At 73.4% G+C, this 21,937-nt stretch carries 19 protein-coding genes and 1 tRNA gene; 8 read left to right on the top strand and 12 right to left on the bottom strand.

Annotated elements, in window-relative coordinates:
* Nucleotide 1 precedes the first annotated feature (1 nt).
* The 7 genes from WFI16_RS02945 to WFI16_RS02915 all read right to left on the bottom strand — a co-directional run bounded on the left by WFI16_RS02945 (nucleotide 2) and on the right by WFI16_RS02915 (nucleotide 7,050).
* On the bottom strand, nucleotides 2-1,027 hold the full coding sequence (locus WFI16_RS02945) for an MlaD family protein (protein ID WP_419896298.1): 1,026 nt from the start codon (nucleotides 1,025-1,027) through the stop codon (nucleotides 2-4).
* On the bottom strand, nucleotides 1,024-1,812 hold the full coding sequence (locus tag WFI16_RS02940; RefSeq protein ID WP_419896297.1) for an ABC transporter ATP-binding protein: 789 nt from the start codon (nucleotides 1,810-1,812) through the stop codon (nucleotides 1,024-1,026). The genes WFI16_RS02945 and WFI16_RS02940 overlap by 4 nt, the downstream gene beginning before the upstream one ends.
* Nucleotides 1,813-1,814: 2 nt before the next feature.
* Nucleotides 1,815-2,924 carry an ABC transporter permease gene (locus tag WFI16_RS02935; RefSeq protein ID WP_419896296.1) on the bottom strand — a complete coding sequence of 370 codons (1,110 nt, stop codon included), beginning with the start codon at nucleotides 2,922-2,924 and terminating at the stop codon, nucleotides 1,815-1,817.
* A gap of 73 nt (nucleotides 2,925-2,997) precedes the next feature.
* On the bottom strand, nucleotides 2,998-4,311 hold the full coding sequence (locus WFI16_RS02930) for a flavin monoamine oxidase family protein (protein ID WP_419896295.1): 1,314 nt from the start codon (nucleotides 4,309-4,311) through the stop codon (nucleotides 2,998-3,000).
* The gene (locus WFI16_RS02925; protein WP_419896294.1) at nucleotides 4,308-4,766 is read right to left on the bottom strand and encodes a YccF domain-containing protein; all 459 of its coding nucleotides are present in this window, start codon (nucleotides 4,764-4,766) and stop codon (nucleotides 4,308-4,310) included. The genes WFI16_RS02930 and WFI16_RS02925 overlap by 4 nt, the downstream gene beginning before the upstream one ends.
* 28 nt (nucleotides 4,767-4,794) lie before the next feature.
* Nucleotides 4,795-5,958, bottom strand: coding sequence for a patatin-like phospholipase family protein (locus WFI16_RS02920; RefSeq protein WP_419896293.1), 1,164 nt, complete (start codon nucleotides 5,956-5,958; stop codon nucleotides 4,795-4,797).
* Nucleotides 5,959-6,045: 87 nt separating this feature from the next.
* Complete coding sequence (locus WFI16_RS02915) at nucleotides 6,046-7,050, bottom strand: tripartite tricarboxylate transporter substrate binding protein (protein WP_419896292.1); 1,005 nt, start codon at nucleotides 7,048-7,050, stop codon at nucleotides 6,046-6,048.
* A gap of 185 nt (nucleotides 7,051-7,235) precedes the next feature.
* Here WFI16_RS02915 and WFI16_RS02910 point away from each other — a divergent pair, with 185 nt between their 5' ends.
* Nucleotides 7,236-7,829 carry a biliverdin-producing heme oxygenase gene (locus WFI16_RS02910; protein WP_419896291.1) on the top strand — a complete coding sequence of 198 codons (594 nt, stop codon included), beginning with the start codon at nucleotides 7,236-7,238 and terminating at the stop codon, nucleotides 7,827-7,829.
* Between the two features lie 71 nt (nucleotides 7,830-7,900).
* Here the strand turns inward: WFI16_RS02910 and WFI16_RS02905 are convergent, their stop codons facing one another.
* The 4 genes from WFI16_RS02905 to WFI16_RS02890 form a co-directional block, all read right to left on the bottom strand.
* On the bottom strand, nucleotides 7,901-9,484 hold the full coding sequence (locus WFI16_RS02905) for a putative bifunctional diguanylate cyclase/phosphodiesterase (RefSeq protein ID WP_419896290.1): 1,584 nt from the start codon (nucleotides 9,482-9,484) through the stop codon (nucleotides 7,901-7,903).
* Nucleotides 9,485-9,678: 194 nt separating this feature from the next.
* Nucleotides 9,679-10,953: a phosphoribosylamine--glycine ligase gene (purD, locus tag WFI16_RS02900; RefSeq protein WP_419896289.1), complete on the bottom strand. Its 1,275-nt coding sequence runs from the start codon at nucleotides 10,951-10,953 to the stop codon at nucleotides 9,679-9,681.
* Between the two features lie 47 nt (nucleotides 10,954-11,000).
* Nucleotides 11,001-11,075: transfer RNA gene (locus WFI16_RS02895), tRNA-Glu, on the bottom strand.
* 1 nt (nucleotide 11,076) lies between these two features.
* Complete coding sequence (locus WFI16_RS02890) at nucleotides 11,077-12,411, bottom strand: hypothetical protein (RefSeq protein WP_419896288.1); 1,335 nt, start codon at nucleotides 12,409-12,411, stop codon at nucleotides 11,077-11,079.
* 111 nt (nucleotides 12,412-12,522) lie between these two features.
* On the opposite strand from WFI16_RS02890, the gene xseA reads away from it, so the two are divergent.
* The 3 genes from xseA to WFI16_RS02875 all read left to right on the top strand — a co-directional run bounded on the left by xseA (nucleotide 12,523) and on the right by WFI16_RS02875 (nucleotide 15,196).
* A complete protein-coding gene (gene xseA / locus WFI16_RS02885; RefSeq protein WP_419896287.1) occupies nucleotides 12,523-14,004 on the top strand; it encodes an exodeoxyribonuclease VII large subunit in 1,482 nt (493 codons plus the stop codon).
* Nucleotides 14,001-14,861 (top strand): M23 family metallopeptidase, encoded by an 861-nt coding sequence (locus tag WFI16_RS02880; RefSeq protein ID WP_419896286.1) that lies wholly within the window; start codon nucleotides 14,001-14,003, stop codon nucleotides 14,859-14,861. Before xseA ends, WFI16_RS02880 begins: the two co-directional genes overlap by 4 nt.
* Before the next feature lie 95 nt (nucleotides 14,862-14,956).
* The gene (locus WFI16_RS02875; RefSeq protein WP_419896285.1) at nucleotides 14,957-15,196 is read left to right on the top strand and encodes a hypothetical protein; all 240 of its coding nucleotides are present in this window, start codon (nucleotides 14,957-14,959) and stop codon (nucleotides 15,194-15,196) included.
* Between the two features lie 7 nt (nucleotides 15,197-15,203).
* On the opposite strand, the gene WFI16_RS02870 is transcribed toward WFI16_RS02875, so the two are convergent.
* The gene (locus tag WFI16_RS02870) at nucleotides 15,204-16,085 is read right to left on the bottom strand and encodes a lysophospholipid acyltransferase family protein (protein ID WP_419896284.1); all 882 of its coding nucleotides are present in this window, start codon (nucleotides 16,083-16,085) and stop codon (nucleotides 15,204-15,206) included.
* A 361-nt stretch (nucleotides 16,086-16,446) separates the two neighbouring features.
* On the opposite strand from WFI16_RS02870, the gene WFI16_RS02865 reads away from it, so the two are divergent.
* From WFI16_RS02865 to WFI16_RS02850, 4 genes are all read left to right on the top strand, one after another.
* Nucleotides 16,447-17,382 (top strand): TIM44-like domain-containing protein, encoded by a 936-nt coding sequence (locus tag WFI16_RS02865; RefSeq protein WP_419896283.1) that lies wholly within the window; start codon nucleotides 16,447-16,449, stop codon nucleotides 17,380-17,382.
* A gap of 153 nt (nucleotides 17,383-17,535) precedes the next feature.
* A complete protein-coding gene (locus tag WFI16_RS02860; protein WP_419896282.1) occupies nucleotides 17,536-18,558 on the top strand; it encodes an ABC transporter substrate-binding protein in 1,023 nt (340 codons plus the stop codon).
* A gap of 343 nt (nucleotides 18,559-18,901) precedes the next feature.
* Nucleotides 18,902-20,419 carry a 2,3-bisphosphoglycerate-independent phosphoglycerate mutase gene (gpmI, locus tag WFI16_RS02855; RefSeq protein WP_419896281.1) on the top strand — a complete coding sequence of 506 codons (1,518 nt, stop codon included), beginning with the start codon at nucleotides 18,902-18,904 and terminating at the stop codon, nucleotides 20,417-20,419.
* Between the two features lie 248 nt (nucleotides 20,420-20,667).
* Complete coding sequence (locus WFI16_RS02850) at nucleotides 20,668-21,789, top strand: murein hydrolase activator EnvC family protein (protein WP_419896280.1); 1,122 nt, start codon at nucleotides 20,668-20,670, stop codon at nucleotides 21,787-21,789.
* Nucleotides 21,790-21,937: the final 148 nt, after the last annotated feature.

Below are 21,937 nucleotides of genomic sequence, written 5' to 3'. Positions count from 1 at the left end.
CTCAGCGGTAGTTGGGCGCCGGCGGCGGTGCGCCGAAGATCGCCTGGCCGGGCGCGCGGCGCAGCGCCTCGGTGGTATCGCGCAGATTGCCGGCAACCGCCCGCAGGTCGCGCAGCAGCGGCGCCAGGTCGGCATTGGCGTCCTGGGTGGTGTTGCGGGCGGTCCGTAGTGTCTGCTCCAGCGCCGTGATGGCCTGCGGCAGGCGGGACAGGCTGCGCCGCATCTCCTCCGCCGCGCCGCTGACATTGGCCAGGGTGGCGCGCGCCTCGGGGCCGCCCACCAGGCCGCGCAGCTCGGTCACCGTGCCGCGCAGATCGGCCACCAGCCCGGGCAGGTCGGTGCCCTCGGCAGTGCGGCGCAGGCTGGACATGGTGGCCGAGGCCTCGGCCAGCACCCTGGCCGCGTCGCCATTCTGCAGCTGCCCCTTCACCAGGGCGACGATCTCGGTGATGTCGCCCATCAGCTCCTCCAGCGGCGCGTTCTGGATGCGCGCCAGGATCGCCTCGGCGGCATTCTGCACCTGCGCCACGGTGGAGGGCATGGCCGGGATCACCGGATAGGCCGACTGCCAGGGCAGGTCCTCGCGCGCCGGGAAGCGGGTCGGGCTGACGAAGTCGAGCTCGATATAGGCGACGCCGGTGATGCCCTGGCTGGACAGCCGGGCGCGCAACCCGCGCTGCACCGAGGCCTCGGCCCGCTCCGGCGTGTCGATGGTCGCCTTCTGCGGGTCGAGCGCCAGCCGGACCAGCACCAGCTGGAAAGCCTCCATCGCCTGGTTGCGGCTACTGGGCGGGTATTCGGCATTGACCAGGCCGATCTGGCTGACCTGGCCGATCTGCACGCCGCGGTAGCGCACCGGGGCGCCGACCTCGAGGCCGATGACGCTCTCCTGCAGATAGGTCTCGAAGACCAGGGTGGAGCGGGTCAGCCGGCCGCCGGTCAGGAACAGGACGAAGCCCAGGGCCAGGGCGAGACCCACCAGGATCAGGGCGCCGACGCGGACATAGAGGCTGGTGGAGCTGGTCATGCGGCGGGCGCCTCCCGGCGGAAGAAGGCGCGCACCGTGGGATGCGTCGCGTGGTCGCGCAGAGCGCGCGGATCGCCCTCGGCAATCATGCCGCGGGCGGCCTTGTCGAGCATGATGCAGCGGTCGCCGATCGCCAGGATCGACTGCAGCTCATGCGTCACCACCACGAAGGTGGTGCCGAGGTCGCGGGCCAGTTCCTTGATCAGCTGGTCCAGCCCGGCCGAGGTGATCGGGTCGAGGCCGGCGGAGGGCTCGTCGAGGAACAGCAGGGGCGGGTCGAGCGCCATGGCGCGGGCGATGCCGGCGCGCTTGGCCATGCCGCCGGAGATTTCCGCCGGCAGCCGGTTGGCGGCATCCGACAGCCCGACCAGGCCGAGCTTGACGCGCGCCACCTGCTCGCGCGCGGCGCGCGGCAGCGCGGTATGCGCCTCCAGCGGCAGCATGACGTTCTCCAGCAGGGTCATCGAGCCGAACAGCGCGCCCGACTGCCACATGACGCCGAGCCGGGTCAGCAGCTCCCGCCGCGCCGCGCCCTGGGTCTGCATCAGCGGCTCGCCGAGGATGCCGATCTTTCCGGCGGTTGGCCGGTACAGCCCGATCAGCAGCTTCAGCAGGGTGGACTTGCCGCAGCCCGAGCCGCCAAGGATGACAAAGACTTCCCCGCGCGCCACGCTGAAGGTGACGTCCCTGAACAGGGCATTGCTGCCGAAGGCCATGGCGACGCCCTCGGCGGCGACCACCGGGTCGGCGACCTGGCGCCGCTGGATATCCTGGAAAGCCGCCATGCTCACCAGCCCAGCCGATAGAAGAGAATGGCGAAGAGACCGTCCAGCACCACGGTGGCGACGATGCCGCCGACCACCGCCTGGGTGGCGGCGTCACCCACGGCGCGCGGGCCGCGCCCGGCCTGCAGCCCGGCGCGGCAGCCGATGCCGGCGATCACCATGCCGAAGACCACCGACTTGCCGAGGCCGCCCAGCAGCGAGCCCAGCGTCAGCCATTGCGCCAGCTGGTTCAGCACCAGCGGCGGCGGATAGCCGAGCGCGCTCATCACCCCGCCCATGCCGACCAGCCCGGCCAGGTTCATCATCAGCGCCAGCACCGGCATGACCAGCATGGCCGCCAGCAGCCGCGGCAGCACCAGCATGACCATCGGGTCGATGCCCATGACGCGCAACGCATCCACCTCCTCGTTCACCGTCATGGTGCCGAGCTCGGCGGCGAAGGCGCTGCCGGTGCGGCCGGCCAGGATGACGGCGGCGATCAGCGGCCCGAGCTCGCGGATCAGGGAGATGCCGACCAGCGAGGGGATGTAGATCTCCGCCCCGTATTGCCGCATCGGGATCGAGGACTGGAAGGCCAGGATGACGCCGATCAGCGCGCCGAGCAGCAGGGTCAGCGGGAAGGCGCGGAAGCCGGCCTCGTCCAGGTGGCGCAGCAGGTCGGCCCAGCGCAGGCGCGCCGGGCGCGGCAGGGTGGCCGCCGTCATCACCGCCGTCTCGCCCAGGAAGCCGGCGGCGGCACGTATTTCCTTCAATCGCCCGACGCCCCAGGCGCCGACCGCCGCGATGAAGGGCAGGCGCGGCGGGGGCCGGGGCGGCCGCGGGGCGGCCAGGGCCTTGCGGGCGCGGTCCAGCACGGCGGCGACCGGCGGGCTGGCGCCCTGGATCTCCGGGTCCGTGCAGGCGCTGGCGCATTCCAGCACCAGGGCGGCGCCGGTGCTGTCCAGCGCGGTCAGGCCAGAGAGGTCGAGCCGGCGCGCGCCCGCGGCCGCGCGCAGCACCGGCTGCCACAGCCGGCCGGTGGCGCGCGTGGTCAGCGGGCCGCGCAGCCGCAGGATATCCCCCTCGCGGTCGAAGCCCGCCGGGGCCGTTGCCTGGTCTGCCGTCTCGCTCATGCACCGGATGAAATAAGCCAGCGGCCGGGCCGCGTTAACCCCCAGTCAGCCTGCCGTCATGAAACCTTGGGCATCAAAGCCCGCCGCTGACACGCTCTGTTGCAGCGAAGGCGGCCGCTGCCGGACCCGTTGCAGCGAGGGCGGCTGCCGCCGCCTGGCACCCGCTGTCCCAGGCACCGGCCAGCGTCGCCGCATAGCGCGGGTGGCAGGCCTCGCCAGCGAAGCAGAGCCGCCCCTCCTGCAAGGGCGTCCCCAGCGTCACCCGGGCCGCGGCCCGCCCCGGCCGGGCGTGGGAATAGGCGCCGCGGGCGAAGGGATCGGCACCCCAGTCATGCATCGCCGCCAGATCGGCGCGGATCGCCCGGTCGGCCCGGCCGCCATAGGCGCGGCGCAGCTCGGCCAGGGCATGCGCCTGCAGCGCGGCGCTCCCCTGTCCCGACAGCGCCCAGGCTGCCTCGCCCCCCAGGAAGCCCATCAGGTGGTCGCGCCCGAAGGGCCAGGCGACGAAGCTCATGGCGGGCTCGGCGGGGTCGTCCACCCGGCGCTCCAGCCCGCCGAAATCCGGCAGGTCCAGCCGGTCGGCGCCGCTGGCCTTCAGCCCGATCTTCGACAGCAGGCCGAGCGGCAGGTCATGCGCCGCCTGCAGGGTCTCGGCCGGCAAGGGCGGGTCGAAGCGGATCGCCCCGGCGGCGAGCAGGCTGGTCGGGATGGTCACCACCACGGCGCCGGCGGTCACCCGGCCGAAATCTCCCTCCACCGCGATCCGCGTCCCGCCCCAGTCGATGCGCCGCACCACCGCGCCGAGGCGGATCGGCAGCCCGGCGGCCAGGCCCTGCAGCAGCGGCCCCAGCCCGCCGGGCAGCAGCAGGTTCGGCCCCGACAGCTGGGTGTCGAGGAAATCGTCCAGGTCCATGGCGGCCAGCGGGGCGGCGCAGATCACCTCGCCCTCCCAATGGGCGATGGTGGCATCCCAGGGCCCGCCGCGCGGCGCCACCGCCCCGGCCGAGCGGCCGGGCGCCCGCCGCGCCGCCAGATGGGCATGGAAGCGGCCATAGGCGGCGTCGTACTCGGCCATCTCCGCCGCCGTCGCCATCCGGTCGCCAAGGAGGCAGCGATGGCTGCGCACCGTGTCATGGTCGAAGGGGGCGTCGTGGTCGGAGGCGGCGGCGGCCGCCAGCGGGGTCAGCGGATTGGCGCCGGCTTCGTGCAGCCAGGTGGCGCCCAGGTCGAAGGGTGCGCCCAGCGTCGTCAGGTCGGTCCGCGCCCGGCCGCCGGCGCGGTCGCGCGCCTCCAGCAGCAGGACGCTGCGCCCGGCCTGCCGCGCGGCGCGGGCGGCGGCAATGCCGGCCGCGCCCGCGCCGACGATGAGGATGTCGACATCGCTCACCGGCGCCAGCGGTCCAGCCTGTCGCCGCCGCGGCGCAGCGCCATGGCCTCGGCCACCTCGCCGGGGACGACGCGCTTGCCGACCGGGGCCAGCGAGGCGGCGGCCAGCTTCAGATGCGCCCAGGCGAAGGGCAGGCCGATGATGGTGACGGCCGCCGCCGCCGCCAGCGTCAGATGCGCGACGCAGAGCCAGATGCCGGCGACCAGGAACCAGATGATGTTCGCCAGCATCCCCAGCGGCCCGGTGCCCAGCGACCCCCGCCCCGTCAGCTCATCCCGCGAGACCAGGGTCTGGCCGAAGGGCAGAAAACTGTAGCCGGCGAGCATCAGGCAGGCGCGGGCCCAGGGGATGCCGATGATGGTCAGCGCCATCAGCACCGAGGCGAAGAGCCACATCAGCGCCGGGATGAAGCCCAGGCCGGGGATGTTCCAGAGCAGGTTCAGCAGGAAGGCCATTTTTTTCCGGTTCTCGGCTTGGGTCGGCTCAGGGGCGGTGGACGTCATGGACCTGGATGCCGCTGCCCGGCGGCGGCATGACCAGCCAGTGGCCGCGCTCCAGCGTGGCGCGGGTGTCGGCCAGCCCGCTGGCCCAGTGCGCGCGCATGGTGGCGGCCGAGAATTCGTAATCCTTGGCCTGCCCCTCATGCGCCTGCTGGCGGTAGATCAGCTGCAGGATCACCACCTCCGGCAGCCGCTCCAGCCGCTTCTTCAGTTCCTGCTGGCGGGCGTCGAGCCGGTCGGGCGGGATCTGGTCGAGGGCGCGCTGCAGCTCGACCTCCAGGTCGCGGATGCGGCGGTGGAAATCGGTCACCGCGCGGGTGCGGCTGCTGTAGCGGATGTCCTTCTCGCGGGCCATGACGCCGGGCATCGAGCGCGGCACGGCGCCGCGGGCGCTGAACAGGTCGACCTGGAAGGCCAGGGTGTTGCGGCTCTCCAGGTTCTCCAGCAGGTGCTGCAGCGGCGTGTTGGAGACCAGCCCGCCATCCCAGTAGTAGTCGGTGCCGACCGGCACCATCGGCAGCGCCGGCGGCAGCGCGCCCGAGGCCATGACATGCGCCACCGTCAGCCGCATCCGGCCGCTGTCGAAATAGGCGAAATTGCCGCTGCCGACATTCACCGCGCCGACCGCGAAGCGCATCCGCCGGTCGTTCAGCAGGTCGAAATCGACCAGCTCCTCCAGCGTCGCCTTCAGGGGAGACGAATCATAGAGGCTGGTCGCCGTCTTCGCGCCGGGGGCGGAGAACCAGGCATTGGGCACCTGCGGGGTGAAGAAGCCGGGCTGGCCCTGCAGCATGGTCAGCGCCGCCGAGGCCTCGTGCCGCCATTGCCGGAACCAGTCGCCATCCGGCAGCGGGCCCCAGAGCTGGTTCTCCACCCGGTTGTCGGTGATCTTCTCCCAGAAGGCGCGCAGTGCCGCGATCCGGCGCTCGGGCGGGTTGCCGGCGATCAGCGCGCCGTTGATGGCGCCGATCGAGACGCCGGCGATCCAGTCCAGCGCGATGCCGGCCTCGTGCAGCGCCTCATAGACCCCGGCCTGGTAGGCGCCGAGCGCGCCACCGCCCTGCAGCACCAGCGCCACCCGCCGGCAGCCCTCCGGCCGCCAGGCTGCGTCCTCCGGCACCGGATGCTCGGGCTGCGGGATATCCATGCGTGTCGCTCCTGGCGGCGAAGACCGACCAGAAGGATGGTGCCGCGGCGGCCATGCTGCAACGCCGCGGCAGGGTGACGGCGGGGCCTAGAGCTTCAGCCCCAGCTTCTGGATCATCGCGCGTTCCTCCTCGTTGGTCTTCAGCGCGAAGGCGGCGTATTCATCCGGGTTCATGTAGATCACCGGCATGTCGTAGCGGTCGAGCACCGCCACATGCTGCGGGTCGTTCACCGCCTCGCGGAAGGCGGCGTCGAGCACGCGCACCACGGCCGGGTCCATCCCCTTCGGCCCGGCCACCCCATAGGGCGAGGTGGAGACCAGGTCGATGCCGACCTCCTTCAGGGTCGGGGTGTCGGGGAAGCGCTTGGCCCGCGTCGGCCCCCAGGTGACCAGCAGGCGCAGCCTGCCGTCGCGCACCATCTCCGACCAGCCGGAGCTGTCGGCCAGCGCGTCGATCTGGCCGCCGAGCAGGGCGGTCGCATTCTCGGCATAGCCACGGAAGGGGACATGCACCCATTCGATGTCCTGCTGCCCGGCGATCTGCTCCATGGTGATGTGCAGCGAGGTCCCCACCCCGGGCGTCCCGTAGGTGATCTTCCCGCGGTTCTTCTTCGCATCCGCCAGGAACTCGCCGAAGGTCTTCCAGGGCGCGTCGGCCCGCACCACCACCCCGAAGAGATAGCCCGTGAGGTGGCTGATCCAGGTGAAGTCCTTGGCCGGGTCGAAGGGCGGCTTGGCGGCCATGTGCGGATAGCGGAAGACGCTGATCGGCATCTGCGAGATGGTGTAGCCGTCCGGCTTCTCGTTCAGCAGCGCCTGCGGCCCGAGGATGCCGCCGGCGCCCGAGCGGTTCTCCACCACCACCGGCTGGCCCAGCCGGCGCGAGGCGCCCTCGGCGAAGGCGCGCATCTGCACATCCGTGGTGCCGCCGGCACCCCAGGGCACCAGCATGCGGATCGGGCGCGCCGGGAAATGGCCCTGCGCCAGGGCGGGGCGGGCCAGGGCGCCGGCCAGACCAGCCGATGCCAGACCGGCCGAGGCCAGCCCAGCACCCATCATCAGCGCCCCGCGACGCGTCGTCTTTCCTGTCATTCGTCCTCCAGCGACCGGCTCTTATGGCCGGACCTGCCGCAGCATAACCCGGCGGCGGGGGCGCCGCGCAAGGCCATGGCGCCGCCGCCGGCCTGCCCCGCATTCGCGGCGTCTGGCGTGGCGCGGCGCGCAACCCCATGTTCCGGCGCCCAGAACGACCGCCAGTCCCGGATGATCCCCGCTGCATGACCCCTGATCCGATGCCCGCCGACCCGCGCAAGGCCGGGCTGCGCTGGCAGCTCCGCGCCGCCACCGGCCCGCTGCATGCCGAGGCCGACGCCCTGGGCAGCGCCCATGACCTGGGCTCGGCCGCCGGCCATGCCGCCTTCCTGCGAGCCCATGCCCGCGCCCTGCCCGGGCTGGAGGCGGCGATCGGCGCCGCGCTGGGCGAGGCGGCCTGGCTGGACTGGCCGGCGCGCCGCCGCCTGCCGGCGCTGCAGGCCGATCTGGCGGCGCTGGGCGAGGCGGCGCCGGCGCCGCTGCCCGTCGCCCTGCCCGGCGCGGATCGCCAGGCCGCCGCGCTGGGCGCCGCCTATGTGATGGAGGGCTCCCGGCTGGGCAATGCCATGCTGCGGCGCGGCCTGCCGGCGGCGGCGCCGGCCGCCTATCTGGCGCACCAGCCGGCCGGGGCGGCCAGCGGCTGGCCGGGCTTCCTGGCCGGGCTGGAGGCCGCCCTGCCCGACCCGGCCCGCTGGCCCGCTGCCGAGGCCGGCGCCCGGCTGGCCTTCGAGGTCTTCCTGGCGGCGCTGCGCAGCGAGGCCCCGGCCGCGCCGGCCTGAAGCTCAGCCTGGCCTGAGGCTCAGCCTGGCCCGAGGCGCGGCTTGGCCCGCGCCCTGGTTCGGTCCGAGGCTCAGGCCGCCAGGACGATCTCGCCCTTGCGGCCGGCCAGCGCCGCCGCCTCCTCCGGGGTGATGGCGGCGCCGAAGAGATAGCCCTGGCCGATATGGCAGCCGAGGCTGCGCAGCAACTCGGCCTGGTCGGCCTCCTCGACGCCCTCGGCGGTGATCTCGATGCCCAGGCCCTGGCCGAGGCCGAGGATCGACTTGACGATCTTCAGCTGCTTCTCCTCCGCCACCATGCGGCGGATGAAGGAGCGGTCGATCTTGATCATGTCGAAGCTGAAGCGGGCGAGCTGCGACAGGCTGGCATAGCCGGTGCCGAAATCATCCAGCGCGACCCGCACCCCGGCGGCGCGCAGCATGTCCAGCGTGTCCTGCGCCACCGCCGCCTCGCGGATCAGCGCGCCCTCGGTGATCTCCACCTCCAGCCGCTCCGGCGCCAGGCCGGCCTCGTGGATGATGGCGATGATCCGCTCGGCCAGCCGCGGATCGGAGAGCTGCAGCGGCGACAGGTTGAAGGCCAGGCGCAGGGGTGCCGGCCAGGCGGCGGCATCGCGGCAGGCGCGCTTCAGCAGCTGCTCGCTGAGCCGGTCGATCAGGCCCAGCCGCTCGGCCGTGGCGATGAAGACATCGGGCGGCACCATCTTGCCGTCCTCGGCGCGCCAGCGGGCCAGCGCCTCGAAGCCGGCGAGATGCCCGGTCTTCAGGTCGACCTGCGGCTGGTAGCGCGGCGCGATCACCTCGTTCTGCACCGCCTCGCGCAGCGCCAGCTCGATCCAGGCGCGGCTGGCCTGGCGCTCGCGCATCGAGGGCTCGTAGAGGCGCAGCGCGTTGCGGGTCTCCTGCTTGGCGGCCTGCATGGCGGTCTCGGCGCAGGCGAAGACGGCGCGCAGCGTCTCGCCATGCTGCGGCAGGGCGGCCAGGCCGATGCTGACGCCGACCTCGACCCGCTGGCCCTGCAGCCGGGCCGGGCGGGTCAGGCTGCGCAGCGCCCGCGCCGCATGCTGCTGCATCACCGGCAGCGCCACCCCCTCCAGCACGACGACGAATTCATCGCCGCCCGGATGGCCGATCCAGCCGGTGGGGAAGAGCTGGCGCAGCCGCAGCGCGATCTCGGCCAGCAGCGCATCGCCCAGCGCATGGCCATGCAGCTCGTTGATGGCGCGGAAGCCGTCGAGATCGATATAGAGGACGCCGCCGACGATCGGGCTGGGCCGTTCCAGCCGCTGCTCCAGCCCGCGGCGGTTGGGCAGGCGGGTCAGCGGGTCGTGCACGGCGAGCCAGCTGACATCGCCCTCGGCGCGCAACCGCTCGCGCCGCTCGCGCAGCACGTCGAGCAGGCGGCGGATGGCATAGACGAAGCTGCACCAGCCGGCGATCACCAGGATGACGAAGATCTCGTCCAGCCGCAGCGCCTCGTGCTGGTGCGAATAGTCATGCGCGGTGTCGAAGACGTCGTAGCCGATCGCCAGCCAGGAGAGGACGACCGCGACGAAGACCAGCGCCGCGGCGTCGGCCACGGCGCGGTGCCGCAGGATCCCGGCCGGCTTCGTCCCTGCCGGCGTGTCGGACGTCGCCCTGTCCCGGTACGGCATGTCTGGCCCCTGCGTCCTGCCCGCCGGATGGCCTTCTGGCCCCGGCGGCATGGCGTCACTATGCCATTCTCGCCGCGGGCGGTGAAATGGGCGTTAAGGGCCGGCCGGATCGCCGGCGCCTTGGATCAGTCGCGGGGATCAGTCCCGTGGATCAGTCCCCTGGGTCGCCCCCCTGGATCGACGCTGCGGCCGGCTCAATGCGCCAGCGCGCGCCAGCCGATGTCGCGGCGGCAGAAGCCCTCGGGCCAGCGCACTGCCTCGACCGCCGCATAGGCGGCGTCGCGGGCGGCGGCGAGCGTGGCGCCGCTGGCGGCGACGCCCAGCACCCGGCCGCCGCTGGCCACCAGGTCGCCCTGCGCGTTGCGGGCGGTGCCGGCATGGAAGAGCTGGGCGCCGGGAACCTGCGCCGCCTGCTCCAGCCCCTCGATGACGCTGCCCTTGGCATAGGCGCCGGGATAGCCGCGCGCGGCCATGACGACGACCATGGCGGCCTCGGCCGACCAGCGCAGGGTGAAGCGGTCGAGCTCGCCGTCGCAGGCGGCCAGCAGCGCCGCCAGCAGGTCGGATTGCAGCCGCAGCATCAGCACCTGGCATTCCGGGTCGCCGAAGCGGACATTGTATTCGATCAGCTTCGGCCCGGCCTCGGTCAGCATCAGCCCGGCGAAGAGCACGCCGCGGAACGGCGTGCCGCGCTTCGCCATTTCCTTCAGCGTCGGGCGGATGATGCGGTCCATCACCTCGGCCTCGAGCGCCGGGGTGAAGGCGGGGGGCGGCGAATAGGCGCCCATGCCGCCGGTGTTCGGCCCCACATCGCCATCGCCCACCCGCTTGTGGTCCTGCGCCGCCGCCATCGGCAGCGCCGTCTCCCCGTCGCAGAGGGCGAAGAAGGAGATCTCCTGGCCGAGCAGGCATTCCTCGATGAGGATCGAGGCGCCGGCCGCGCCATGGACGCGGTCCTCCATGATCTCGGTGATGGCCTGTTCGGCCTCCTCGACGGTCGCGGCGACGACGACGCCCTTGCCGGCGGCCAGGCCATCGGCCTTGACCACGATCGGCGCACCCTTCTCGCGGACATAGGCGCGGGCGGCCGCGGCCTCGGTGAACTGCGCCCATTCGGCGCCCGGGACGCCGGCGGCGGTGGTGACCTCGCGGGTGAAGGTCTTGCTGCCCTCCAGCTTCGCCGCCGCGGCCGAGGGGCCGAAGCAGCGCAGCCCGGCCGCGGCGCAGGCATCCGCCAGGCCCAGCGTCAGCGGCGCCTCGGGGCCGACGACCACCAGGTCGACCGCCTGCTGCTGTGCGAAGGCGACGAGAGCAGAAACATCCTCGGCGCCGATGGCGACGCATTCGGCGATCTCGGCGATCCCGGCATTGCCCGGCGCGACCCAGAGCCTGCTCAGCAGGCCGGAGCCGGTCAGCGCCCAGGCCAGGGCATGCTCGCGGCCGCCGCCGCCCACCAGAAGAACCTTCATGCCTGCATACCCCTCGCTGCGCGCGGCGCCCGCTAGCATGGGAAGGGTGGATGGCGGAAGGGCTCGAACCTCCGTCCAGCCGGTCCGAGAGCCGGCCGCTCTGCCACTGAGCTACGCCATCCGTCAGGGTGGTGCCGAGGGCGGCACCGGGCGGGACGCCTTGCCGGAGAATACGCCGCGCTTGCGCAGCAGCAAGGCAAGGCCGGGCGCCCCCACCTCGACACCGTGCACGAGTTCGGGCGTCGGGGTGAAGGGCACCGGCTCCGGCGGCAGGCGGGCGGCGACCCAGCCGGAGTCCTGGCCGTCGATGCCGGCCGCGTGGCAGGCGGCCTCGACCTGGGCGCGCGGGCAGAAGGCCTCGCCGCGCAGCACCGCCCAGGGCGGCGGCAGGGCGCGCCAGACCACCGTGTCGGGATGCAGCCCGCCGCCATCAGCCCGATGCCAGGCGGCGACATCGGCCGCCATCAGCCGCATCACCTTGCCGGGGCAGCAGGCCTCCAGCAGCCCTGCCTGGCCGCTGGCCTCCAGGAGGGAGAACCAGGCGGCGCGGGCGCTGTTCCAGGCCTGGGCCAGCAGGTTCCAGGTCGAGGAATCATCGCCCCGCCCCACCACCATGTCCTTCAAGTCGAACCGGCTGCGGCGCCAGGTTCTTTCCAGTTCCTCCGCGAGGCCGGCCAGGGCGGCGGTCCATTCGGCCAGCAGGGCGCCGCGCTGGTCGGGGGTGAGCCGGGCCAGCACCTCGGGCGCGGGATGGAGGCGGGCGACCAGCGCCCAGTCGGTGGCCGGGTCGGCCTCGGCCAGGCGCAGCAGGGCGGCGGCGGGCTCGTCGAAGGGCCGGACCTGCGGGCCGCTGGTGAAGGCGCTGCGCAAGCCGCGGCGGGCGGCGTAATAGGCGATGAAGGCCGCCGCCGCCGGGCCGGCGGCGAAGCCCTCGAAAGCGATCCCCTCCACCAGGCCGAGCTTGCCCAGCCGCCGCCAGGCCAGGCGCCGCCGTTCCTGGCAATAGACAGAAAAATGCGCCTCTAGCCGGGCCAGGAAGCGGAAGCGCTTGGTATAGGCATGCGCGCCGAGCTGCAGCCCGGCCGCGGCCCGGCCGACCCGGTCCAGCCGGTCGCGGCGGACACTGTTCCGCCGCGGCGGCTTGGCGATGGCGGCGGAGAGGCGGGCGATGAAGGCCTCGATCGCCGCCGGGTCGCGCTCGGCGGGGGAGAGGCCCTCGACGCCGGGGAACAGCTCGAGCGCCCTGGCGATCTGCCGGGCGGGGGCGACCGGCTCGGCCCAGTCATCGGGCAGGAAGCTGAAGCGCGGGCGGCTGGCCGCGACCGCGGCCAGCTGTCCGGCCAGCACCGGCGCCGCCTGGATGCAGGACAGCGCCAGCAGCCGGCCGGCCACCGTCTCCGGCATCGGCCGGCGGGTCAGGCCTTCATGCAGCGCCCGCAGGACGGCGTCATCGGACATGCCGGCAGGCTAGCCGGGGCACCGGGGCGCGCCCAGCCGGCGGCCGGTCACGCCCGCGCCAGCGGTCCCTGTCTTGGCCCCGCCCGCCGCCGGGTCTAGTCTGCCGCCCTGATGGACAGCGACGCCGAAGCGCCCCCCCGCGGCAACACGCCGGAATTCTCGGTCAGCGAGATCAGCACCGCGATCAAGCGCACGCTGGAGGGCGAGTTCGCCCGCGTCCGCATCCGCGGCGAGATCACCGAGCTGAAGGCCTATCCCTCCGGCCATATCTACCTGGCGCTGAAGGACGAGGGCGCCAAGATTCGCGGCATCATCTGGCGCTATGCCGTGCCGCGCCTGTCGCTGAAGCCGGAGAACGGCGTCGAGGTCGTCGCCACCGGCAAGGTCTCTTCCTATGGCGAGCGCTCGGACTACCAGCTGATTATCGACCGGCTGGAATATGCCGGCGAGGGCGCCCTGCTGGCCCGCATCGACGCGCTGCGCAGGAAGCTCGCCGCCGAGGGCCTGTTCGACGAGGACCGCAAGAAGGACATCCCGCGGCTGCCGCAGGTGATCGGCGTGGTCACCAGCGAGAAGGGCGCGGTGATCCAGGACATCCGCACCACGGTGGCGCGGCGCTTCCCGCGGCAGATCCTGCTCTGGCCGGTCCCCGTGCAGGGCCAGGGCGCCGCCGAGCAGATCGCCGCCGCCATCGAGGGTTTTTCACGGCTGCCGGCGCATCTGCCGCAGCCCGAGGTGCTGATCGTGGCGCGCGGCGGCGGCAGCCTGGAAGACCTGATGGCCTTCAACGACGAGGCCGTGCTGCGCGCCGTCGCCGCCTGCCCGATCCCGCTGATCTCCGCCGTCGGCCACGAGACCGACACCACCCTGATCGATTTTGTTTCCGATCGCCGCGCGCCCACCCCCACCGCCGCGGCGGAACTGGCGGTTCCCTCGCGGGCCGAGATGATGGCCGCCCTGGCGCAGACGGCGGCGCGGCTGCTGCAATCGGGCCAGGTGGCCACCGACCGCGCCCGGCTGCGGCTGTCCCGCGTCGAGGCGCGGATGCCCGACCTGCCCGGCCTGGTCGGCGCCGCCCGCCAGCGCCTCGACGACCGTGGCGAGCGCCTGTCGCTGGCGCCGCGCGCCTTCCTCGCCGCCAAGCGCCGGCAGCTCGACGCCCTGGCCCCGCGCCTGCCGCATCCGCGCGAGACGCTGGCCGCGCATCGCCACGCGCTGGGCCTGGCCGAGGCCCGCGCCGGCGCCGCGCTGCGCCGGCTGCTGGACCGGCGGCAGAACGCGCTGCACCGCCTGCCCGACCCGGCCTCGCGCATCGAGTCGCGGCTGCGCGAGGCGACGCTGCGCCTGGCCGGCCTGGCCGCGCGGCTGGAGGGCGCCTCCTACCAGGGGGTGCTGGCGCGCGGCTTCGCGCTGGTCCGGCACGAGGATGGCCGGCCCGTCACCACCGCCGCCGCGATCGCCGAGGGCGACCGGCTGCAACTGACGCTGCAGGATGGCAACCGCATGGTCACCGCCGACACCTTTCCCGAGACCCCCGCCGCGAAGAAGCCGCGCCGGCCCGCGGCCAAGCCCGACCAGGGGTCGCTGCTGTGAGGCGCCGCCTGTTCCTGGCCGCTGCCCCTGCCCTGCTGCTGGCCGGCTGCGAAGGCGCCGAGGCGCAGCGCAGCGAGGCCCGCACCGCCGGCCCGACCGTCTCCCGCCTGCTCAGCCTCGGCGATGACGGCCTGACCCAGGGCGGCATGGCGCTGGGAAAAGTGCCGCCGGGCAGCCGGGTGACGCTGGACGGCCGCGCCGTCTCGGTGGCCCCCGACGGGCAGTTCGTCATCGGCTTCGGCCGCGATGCGGGTCCTTCCGCCCGGCTGGTCGCCATCGCCCCCGATGGCCGCCAGGAGAGCCGCGAGCTCGCCATCCGGACGCGCGACTGGGACATCCAGCGCCTGACCGGCCTGCCGCCGGCGATGGTCAGCCCGAACCCGCAGCAGCTGGCCCGCATCAAGGCCGAGCGCGAGCGCATCGCCGTGGTGCGCAAGATCGACAGCGCCCTGCCCCACTTCGCCGAGGGCTTCGTCTGGCCGGCGCGCGGCCGCATCAGCGGCGTCTATGGCAGCCAGCGCATCCTGAACGGCGAGGCGCGGGCGCCGCATCTCGGGCTCGACATCGCGGTGCCGACCGGCACGCCCTGCCATGCCATGGGCGCCGGCCGCGTCGTCCTGGCCGAGGACCTGTATTTCACCGGCAACACCATCCTGCTCGACCACGGGCATGGGGTGGTCAGCCTCTATGCCCATCTCTCGGTGCTGGAGGTGGCGAATGGCGCGACCGTCGGGCGCGGCCAGCGAATCGCCCAGACCGGCGCCACCGGCCGGGTGACCGGGCCGCATCTGCATCTGGGGATGAACTGGCTGGCGACCGCGCTGGACCCGCAGCCGCTGCTGCCGCCGCAGGGCTAATCGGCGGCCAGAGATCCATCCTGCGGAAACGCCACCGAAATTCCGCGGCACCTTCATCAAGCGGTAAGCATGCGGGCGGCATGGGGAGCGCCGCCATGACCCTTTCCGCGCCCCTGCCCCGCCCCTCGGCCCCGCACGACACCCTGCGCAATGCCGGGCTCATCGAATCGCCGGTGGTTGCCCTGTTCGACGATGCCGAGCTGGCCTCCGCCGCGCCGCGGCGGGTCAGCGCCACCGAATGGCGCCACCGCACCCCGCGGGTGGTGGTGCTGGCCCCCGATCCCGGCCTGCGCGAGCGGCTCTACGCCGCCGGCGCCATCCTGGTCGTCGGCTGACGCAGCCTTACTTCGTCCGGTAGATCTCGCGCGGGAAGCGCCGGTGCAGCCATAGCCAGTCCTGCGGCCGGGCGCGGATCCAGGCGCCGATATGGTCGTTGACCTGCTGCATCAGCAGGCGGACGTCCTCGGCCTTGTCGCCGGTGGCCGGGAAGGCCAGCGGCGGCTCCACCACCACCCGGAAGCGGTTCTTCTCGATCCGCTGCACATGGACCGGAATCAGCGGACAGCCGAAGCGCAGCGCCAGCTCGGCCGGGGCGGTCGCGGTCATCGCCCGCTGGCCGAGGAAGTCGAGCTCGATCCCCTCGTTCAGCTTCTGGTCGACCACCAGCCCCAGCGCCTGGCCGCCGGCCAGGTGCTTCAGCGCCTGGCGGGCGCCGCGGCTGCCCTTCGGGAACAGCGGCAGCTCGGCGCCGCCCTCGCGCATCTGCCGCACCACGGCATCGACCAGCGGATTGTCCGGCGCGCGGTAGAGGCTGCCCATGGTCAGGCCGAAGGCCTGCGCCGCCAGCGGCAGCACCTCCCAATTGCCGATATGCGCCGAGAAGAAGACCAGCTGCCGCGCCCCGGCCGGCATGTTCTCGGCGCCGACCAGCTCCCAGCCCGGGCCTGATTCCGTCCGCGGCAGGCCGGGCAGATGCGGCAGCTCCATCATGCTGCGGCCCAGATTCTCCCAGGCATCCTTCAGCACCGCCTCGCGCCAGGCGGCATCGCGCTCGGGGAAGGCCAGCGCCAGGTTGCGCCGGCCAACGCGCGACACCGGCAGCCAGGGCCCGATCGCCCGCGTCACCGCGCCGCCCAGCGCCGAGCCGGCCCGCATGCCCAGGGCGCGTCCCAGCGCCAGGGCGGCACGCGCCCCCCAGGCCTCCAGCCGCCAGCGCAGCTTCATGCCCCCGGTCCCTGCTGCATCCGTCCCGTATCCTTTGCCGCGCCCGTTCTGCCGGCCGCCGGCGCTATGCGCGATCGGCGCGGCTTTGGCCAGCATCGAAGGCCGCGCCGCCCTGGACCCGGCGCCGCGGCATACCCAGATGAGCGATGTGACGCCGGCTGTGACGCAGCCGGGGGGCGGCCCAAAAAAATCCCGGCTTCGTTGCCCATCCGATGGATCCCCATGCCATGATCCGGCGTTGCTCACGGGGGCGTGAGTCCTTTTGGCCTGCCCGCCGGAAGGACGCGATTCATCCCCATGGATTACACGCCGGTAATGCCTATATGATCGGACGATGATGAAGACCCGGAGGAATCGCCTCATGCGCGGACGAGCCCGCCTGCTCGCCGGCCTTGCTGCCCTTGCCCTGATCCTGGGTCCTGCCCTGGCGGAAGCGCGCCCCGGCGGCGGCTCCAGCTCCGGCAGCCGCGGCAGCCGCACCTATTCCCCGCCTCCCGTGACGCGCACCGCCCCGGAAGGCGCGCGGCCGATGGAGCGCACCACGACGCCGCAGCAGCAGGCGGCGCGTCCCGGCATGGCCGCCCCGGCCCAGCCGGCGCGCGGCGGCCTGTTCGGCGGCTTCGGCGGCGCCATGCTGGGCGGGCTGATCGGCGTCGGCCTGGGCGGCCTGCTGTTCGGCAACGGGCTGTTCGGCGGCATCTCGGGCCTGGGCGGCGTGCTCGGCCTGCTGATCCAGGTGGCGCTGGTCGTGCTGCTGGTCCGCTTCGCCATGAAGCTGTTCCGCAACCGCCAGCAGCCGGCCATGGCCGGCGGCCCGAACCCGAACGCGATGCAGCGCGACATGCAGCAGGAGGCCCGCCCCGCCATGGGCGGTGCCGCCCCGCGCACCCAGCCGCTGCAGGTCACGCCGCAGGACTTCAACGCCTTCGAGAGCATGCTCTACGACGTCAACGCCGCCTGGTCGCGGCGCGACGAGGCGACGCTGCAGCGCCTGGCCACGCCGGAGATGGCGGGCTTCTTCGCCCAGGATCTGCGCGACCTCGACGCCCGCGGCTGGCGCAACGAGACCCGCGACGTGAAGCTCGAGCAGGGCGACCTGGCGGAAGCCTGGAGCGAGAACGGCGTCGACTTCGCCACCGTGGCGATGCGCTTCAGCCTGATCGACATCACCCTGGACAACCAGGGCCGGGTGGTCGAGGGCAGCCCCGACCGGCGCAGCCAGGCGGTCGAGCACTGGACCTTCCGCCGCCAGGGCCAGGGCGCCTGGCAGCTCTCGGCGATCCAGCAGCCCGGCTGACGCCCGGGCCTCGCACCCGGCAGGACGGACCAGGGCGCGGCGCAAGCCGCGCCCTTTCTGTTGGCAGAGCTTTCCCGCTTGTAACCGCCCGTCCCGCCTCGCCATAAAGCGCCCCTTCCAGCAAGCACCGCCGATCCGGGAGCACCGACACCCATGACCCTCACCCGCCGCGGCCTGGCCGGCGCCGCCCTGCTGCTCGCCAGCCCCGCCGTGCTGCGCGCCCAGGGCTCGCTGACCCCGGTGAAGTTCTGCCTGGACTGGGCCTTCCAGGGCCCGCAGGCGCCCTTCCTGCTGGCGCTGGAGCGCGGCTTCTTCCGCGAGGAAGGGCTCAACGTCACCATGGACCGCGGCTTCGGCTCCGGCGACACGCCGGTGAAGGTGGCCAGCGGCGCCTATGAGTTCGGCATCGCCGACCTGTCGCCGGCCATCCGCCTGCGCCTGTCCGGCCAGGCGCCGGAGCTGGTGGCGACCATGGTCATCCAGCAGGGCAGCCCGCTGGCGGTGATGACCCTGAAGAAGAGCGGCATCACCACCGCGAAGCAGCTGGAAGGCCGCAAGCTGGCCGGGCCGGAGGGCGATTCGGCCCGCCAGCTGTTCCCCGCCTATGCCAAGGCCGCCGGCATCGATGCCGCGACCATCAACTGGCTGACCGTCACCCCGCAGCTGCGCGAGCCGATGCTGGTGCGCGGCGAGGCCGATGCCATCACCGGCTTCGAGGTCTCCGGCGTGTTCAGCCTGCGCAGCCTGGGCATCCCGCAGTCGGACGTGGTCTCGCTGCGCTATTCGGATGCCGGCGTGGCGCTGCTCTCCACCGCGCTGCTCTGCAAGCGCAGCCATGCGGAAGCCAATCCGAAGGTGGTGACCGGCATGATCCGCGCCATCGCCCGCGGCCACGACGCCGCCTGGAAGGACCCCGACGCCGCCATCGCCGCCCTGGTGAAGCGCGACGCCACCACCCCGCGCGAGGTGGAGAAGGCCCGGATGATGGCCAATTTCGGCTTCATCCGCACGCCCCAGGCGCTGTCCGGCGGCTACGGCAACCTGCCGGAATCCCAGGTCCAGGCCGCCATCGAGACCATCCGCGGCGCCTTCAACATCACCACCGAGCTGAAGGCCGGCGAGATGTACCTGCCGCAGTTCCTGCCGCCGGCGTCGGATCTGCAGATCCCGGCCTGACGAGAAGAGTTGGATAGGCCAGGGGAATGAATTCCCCTGGACCCCATCTTTTTTCTGTCTGATTGCCATGTCCACGTGGTGACGGGACGTGAAACGGCCACAGGTCAGCGCGACCCGCAGGCGAGCGCCGTTTTCATGAAAATGCGTCCCGCCGTGTTGCCCTGGTGCCGCTCTCGTTGAAGAGCAGGTCACGTGACGGCCGTTGAAAGAGAAGAATGATGGGGGTCTGGGGGAAGAATTCATTTTTCCCCCAGCCTTCAACCCTTGATCTTCCTGCCTTTCTGATCCTTCGCAAATGCCGCCGCAGGGTCTATCCCTCGGCAAAACCTCGCGGAGAGATGCCATGTCCCGACCCAAGCCCGTCATGCTCGTCATCCTGGACGGCTGGGGCTGGCGCGAGGACAGCGCCGACAATGCGGTGCGGCAGGCGAGGACGCCCTGCTTCGACCGGTTGTGGGCGACCTCGCCGCGGAACTTCCTGCACACCTCGGGGCATGATGTCGGGCTGCCGGACGGGCAGATGGGCAATTCCGAGGTCGGGCATCTCAATCTCGGCGCCGGGCGGGTGGTGATGCAGGACCTGCCGCGGATCGACGCGGCGGTCGCCGATGGCAGCATTTCCTCGCTGCCGGCGGTGACGGGGCTGGTGGACAAGCTCAAGGCCAGCGGCGGCACGCTGCACCTGATGGGGCTGTTCTCGCCGGGCGGCGTGCACAGCCACCAGCGGCATGCGCTGGCCCTGGCAAAGACCTTCGCCGGCGCCGGCGTGCCGGTGGCGCTGCATCTCTGGACCGACGGGCGCGACACGCCGCCGGAGGCCAGCCCCGCCTATCTCGCCGAGTTCGAGCCGGCGCTGCCGGCGGGCGCGCGCATCGCCACCGTCACCGGCCGCTACTTCGCCATGGACCGCGACAAGCGGTGGGAGCGGGTGCGCCAGGCCTATGACGCCATGGTCGAGGGCGTCGGCGCCAGGGCCGACACGGCCGCCGCCGCCATCGCCGCCGCGCACCAGGCCGGCAAGACCGACGAGTTCATCCCGGCCAGCGTCATCGGCGGCTATGCGGGGATGCGGGATGGCGACGGGCTGCTCTGCTTCAACTTCCGCGCCGACCGGGTGCGGCAGATCATGGGCGCGCTGCTGCTGCCGGGCTTCGACGGCTTCGTCGCGCGCCGCCCGGCCCTGGCCGGCGCCGCCATGATGACCGAATATTCGACCGCGCTGGCGCCGCACCTGGCCACCCTCTTCGCGCCGCAGTCGATGCAGGACATCCTGGGCGCGGTGGTCGCCAAGGCCGGCCTGACCCAGCTGCGCATGGCCGAGACCGAGAAATACCCGCACGTCACCTATTTCCTGAACGGCGGCGAGGAGACCCCCTATCCCGGCGAGGAGCGGATCATGGTCCCCTCCCCCAAGGTCGCCACCTACGACCTGCAGCCGGAGATGTCGGCGCCCGAGCTGACCGCCAAGGCGGTCGCCGCCATCAACTCGGAAAAATTCGACCTGGTGGTGCTGAACTTCGCCAATGCCGACATGGTCGGGCATACCGGCAGCCTCGACGCCGCCATCCGCGCCTGCGAGGCGGTCGATGCCGGGCTGGCGCGGATCGAGGCCGCCGTCACCGCCCAGGGCGGCGCCCTGCTGGTCACCGCCGACCACGGCAATGCCGAGCTGATGAAGGACCCGGCGACCGGCGGCCCCTATACCGCGCACACCACCAATGTCGTGCCGGTGATGCTGGTCGGCGGCCCGGCCGGGGCCCGGCTGCACGAGGGCCGGCTGGCCGATGTGGCGCCGACCCTGCTGAAGCTGCTCGGCCTGGCGCAGCCGGCGGCGATGACCGGGCGGAGCCTGATCGACTGAGCCTGCCCCTGCCCCGGGTCAGCGGCCGCGCCTGGCAGGGGGCGGCGCTGCTCCTCCCCCTGCTGCTGGCGGGTCCGGTCCTGGCCCAGGGGCACCGTGCCGCGCCGACGGAACGCAGCCTGCGCGACGCTGAGGCCCGTGCCCAGGAGGCGCAGGCCGCCGCCCGTGCCGCCGCCGAGGCAACCCGCGCCGCCGCCGAGGCCGAGCGCGCCCTGGCGCAGCAGCGCGCCGAGGCCGGCCGCCGGGCGGTGGCCGCCGACAGCGCCGCCGATGCCGCCGAGGCCGCCGCTGCCGAGGCGGCGAAGGTGCGCGACGCCGCCATCGTCGATCTCAGCCGCCGTGCCCAGGCGCTGGCCCCGCTGGTCCCGCTGATGCGCCGGCTCAGCCAGTATCCCTCCGAGACGCTGCTGGCGGTGCCCGGCTCGCCCGAGGATGCGCTGCGCGGCGCGCTGGTGCTGCGCAGCCTGACCCGCCACCTCTCCGCTGAGGCCGAGGCGCTGCGCCAGGCCCAGCTGGTCGCCACCGAGGCCAGCCGCAAGGCGGAGGCCGAGGCCGCGCATCTGGCCGAGGCGCGCGCCGAGGTGCGCGCCGCGGCGGCGGCGGTGGAGGCGGCGCTGGCCCAGGCCCGCACCCATCGCAGCGCGCTTGCCGAGGAGGAGAAGGAGGCGGCGCGCGAGGCCGCCACCACCGCCGCCCGCGCCGGCGACCTGCGCGAGATGATGGAGCGGCTGGAGCGCGCCCGGGCGCGGGCCGAGGCCGAGGCCAAGGCCCGCGCCGAGCGGGAGCGCCTGGCCGCAGAGCGCGCCGCCCGCCTGCAGGCCGAGCGCGAGGCCGAGGCGCTGGCCGCCCGCCAGCGCGCCGCCCGCGACGCCGCCCAGCGCGAGGCGCTGGCCCGCGAGCAGGCCGCGGTCGAGCGGCGCGAGCAGGCCCGCCAGCTGGAGGCCGCCCGCCAGGCGGCACTGCCCGCACCCGGTCCTGCCCCTTCCGCCAGCGGCGGCCGCGCCGTGCCGGTGGCAGGCACGCTGTCGCGCGATTTCGGCGACAGCGGCGCCGGCGGCCCGGCGCGCGGCCTGACCTATGCGGCGCCGGCCGGCGCCCGGGTGGTCAGCCCCTGCCAGGGCAGCGTCGCCTTCGCCGGCCCGTTCCGCTCCTACGGCAAGCTGGTGATCGTCGATTGCGGCGGCGGCGTGCATTTCGTCCTCGCCGGCCTCGACCGGCTGGACGCCGAGACCGGCGCCCGCGTGCTGCCCGGCGAGCCGGTCGGCCAGCTCGGCGCCGCCGAGGAGAATGGCCGCGCCTCGCTCTATGTCGAGCTGCGCCGCAACGGCACCCCCGTCGATCCCAAGGGCTGGTTCCGCGCGCGGGGCTGAGGCGGCTGGAGGCAGGGCGGGCGGGTTAAGTTTAGGTCATGCGGACCGGCGGCAGGCCGGGCCATGCTGGATTTCTGGCAGTCTGGGGCAATCTTGGAGAGGCAGAGGCGCCACCCGGCGGCGAAGGGCGGCACACGGGATTGTCGAA

The sequence above is a fragment of the Roseomonas sp. USHLN139 genome (assembly GCF_037145735.1).
Taxonomy (GTDB): domain Bacteria; phylum Pseudomonadota; class Alphaproteobacteria; order Acetobacterales; family Acetobacteraceae; genus Pseudoroseomonas.
This window is presented reverse-complemented; position numbering and strand designations above follow the sequence as displayed.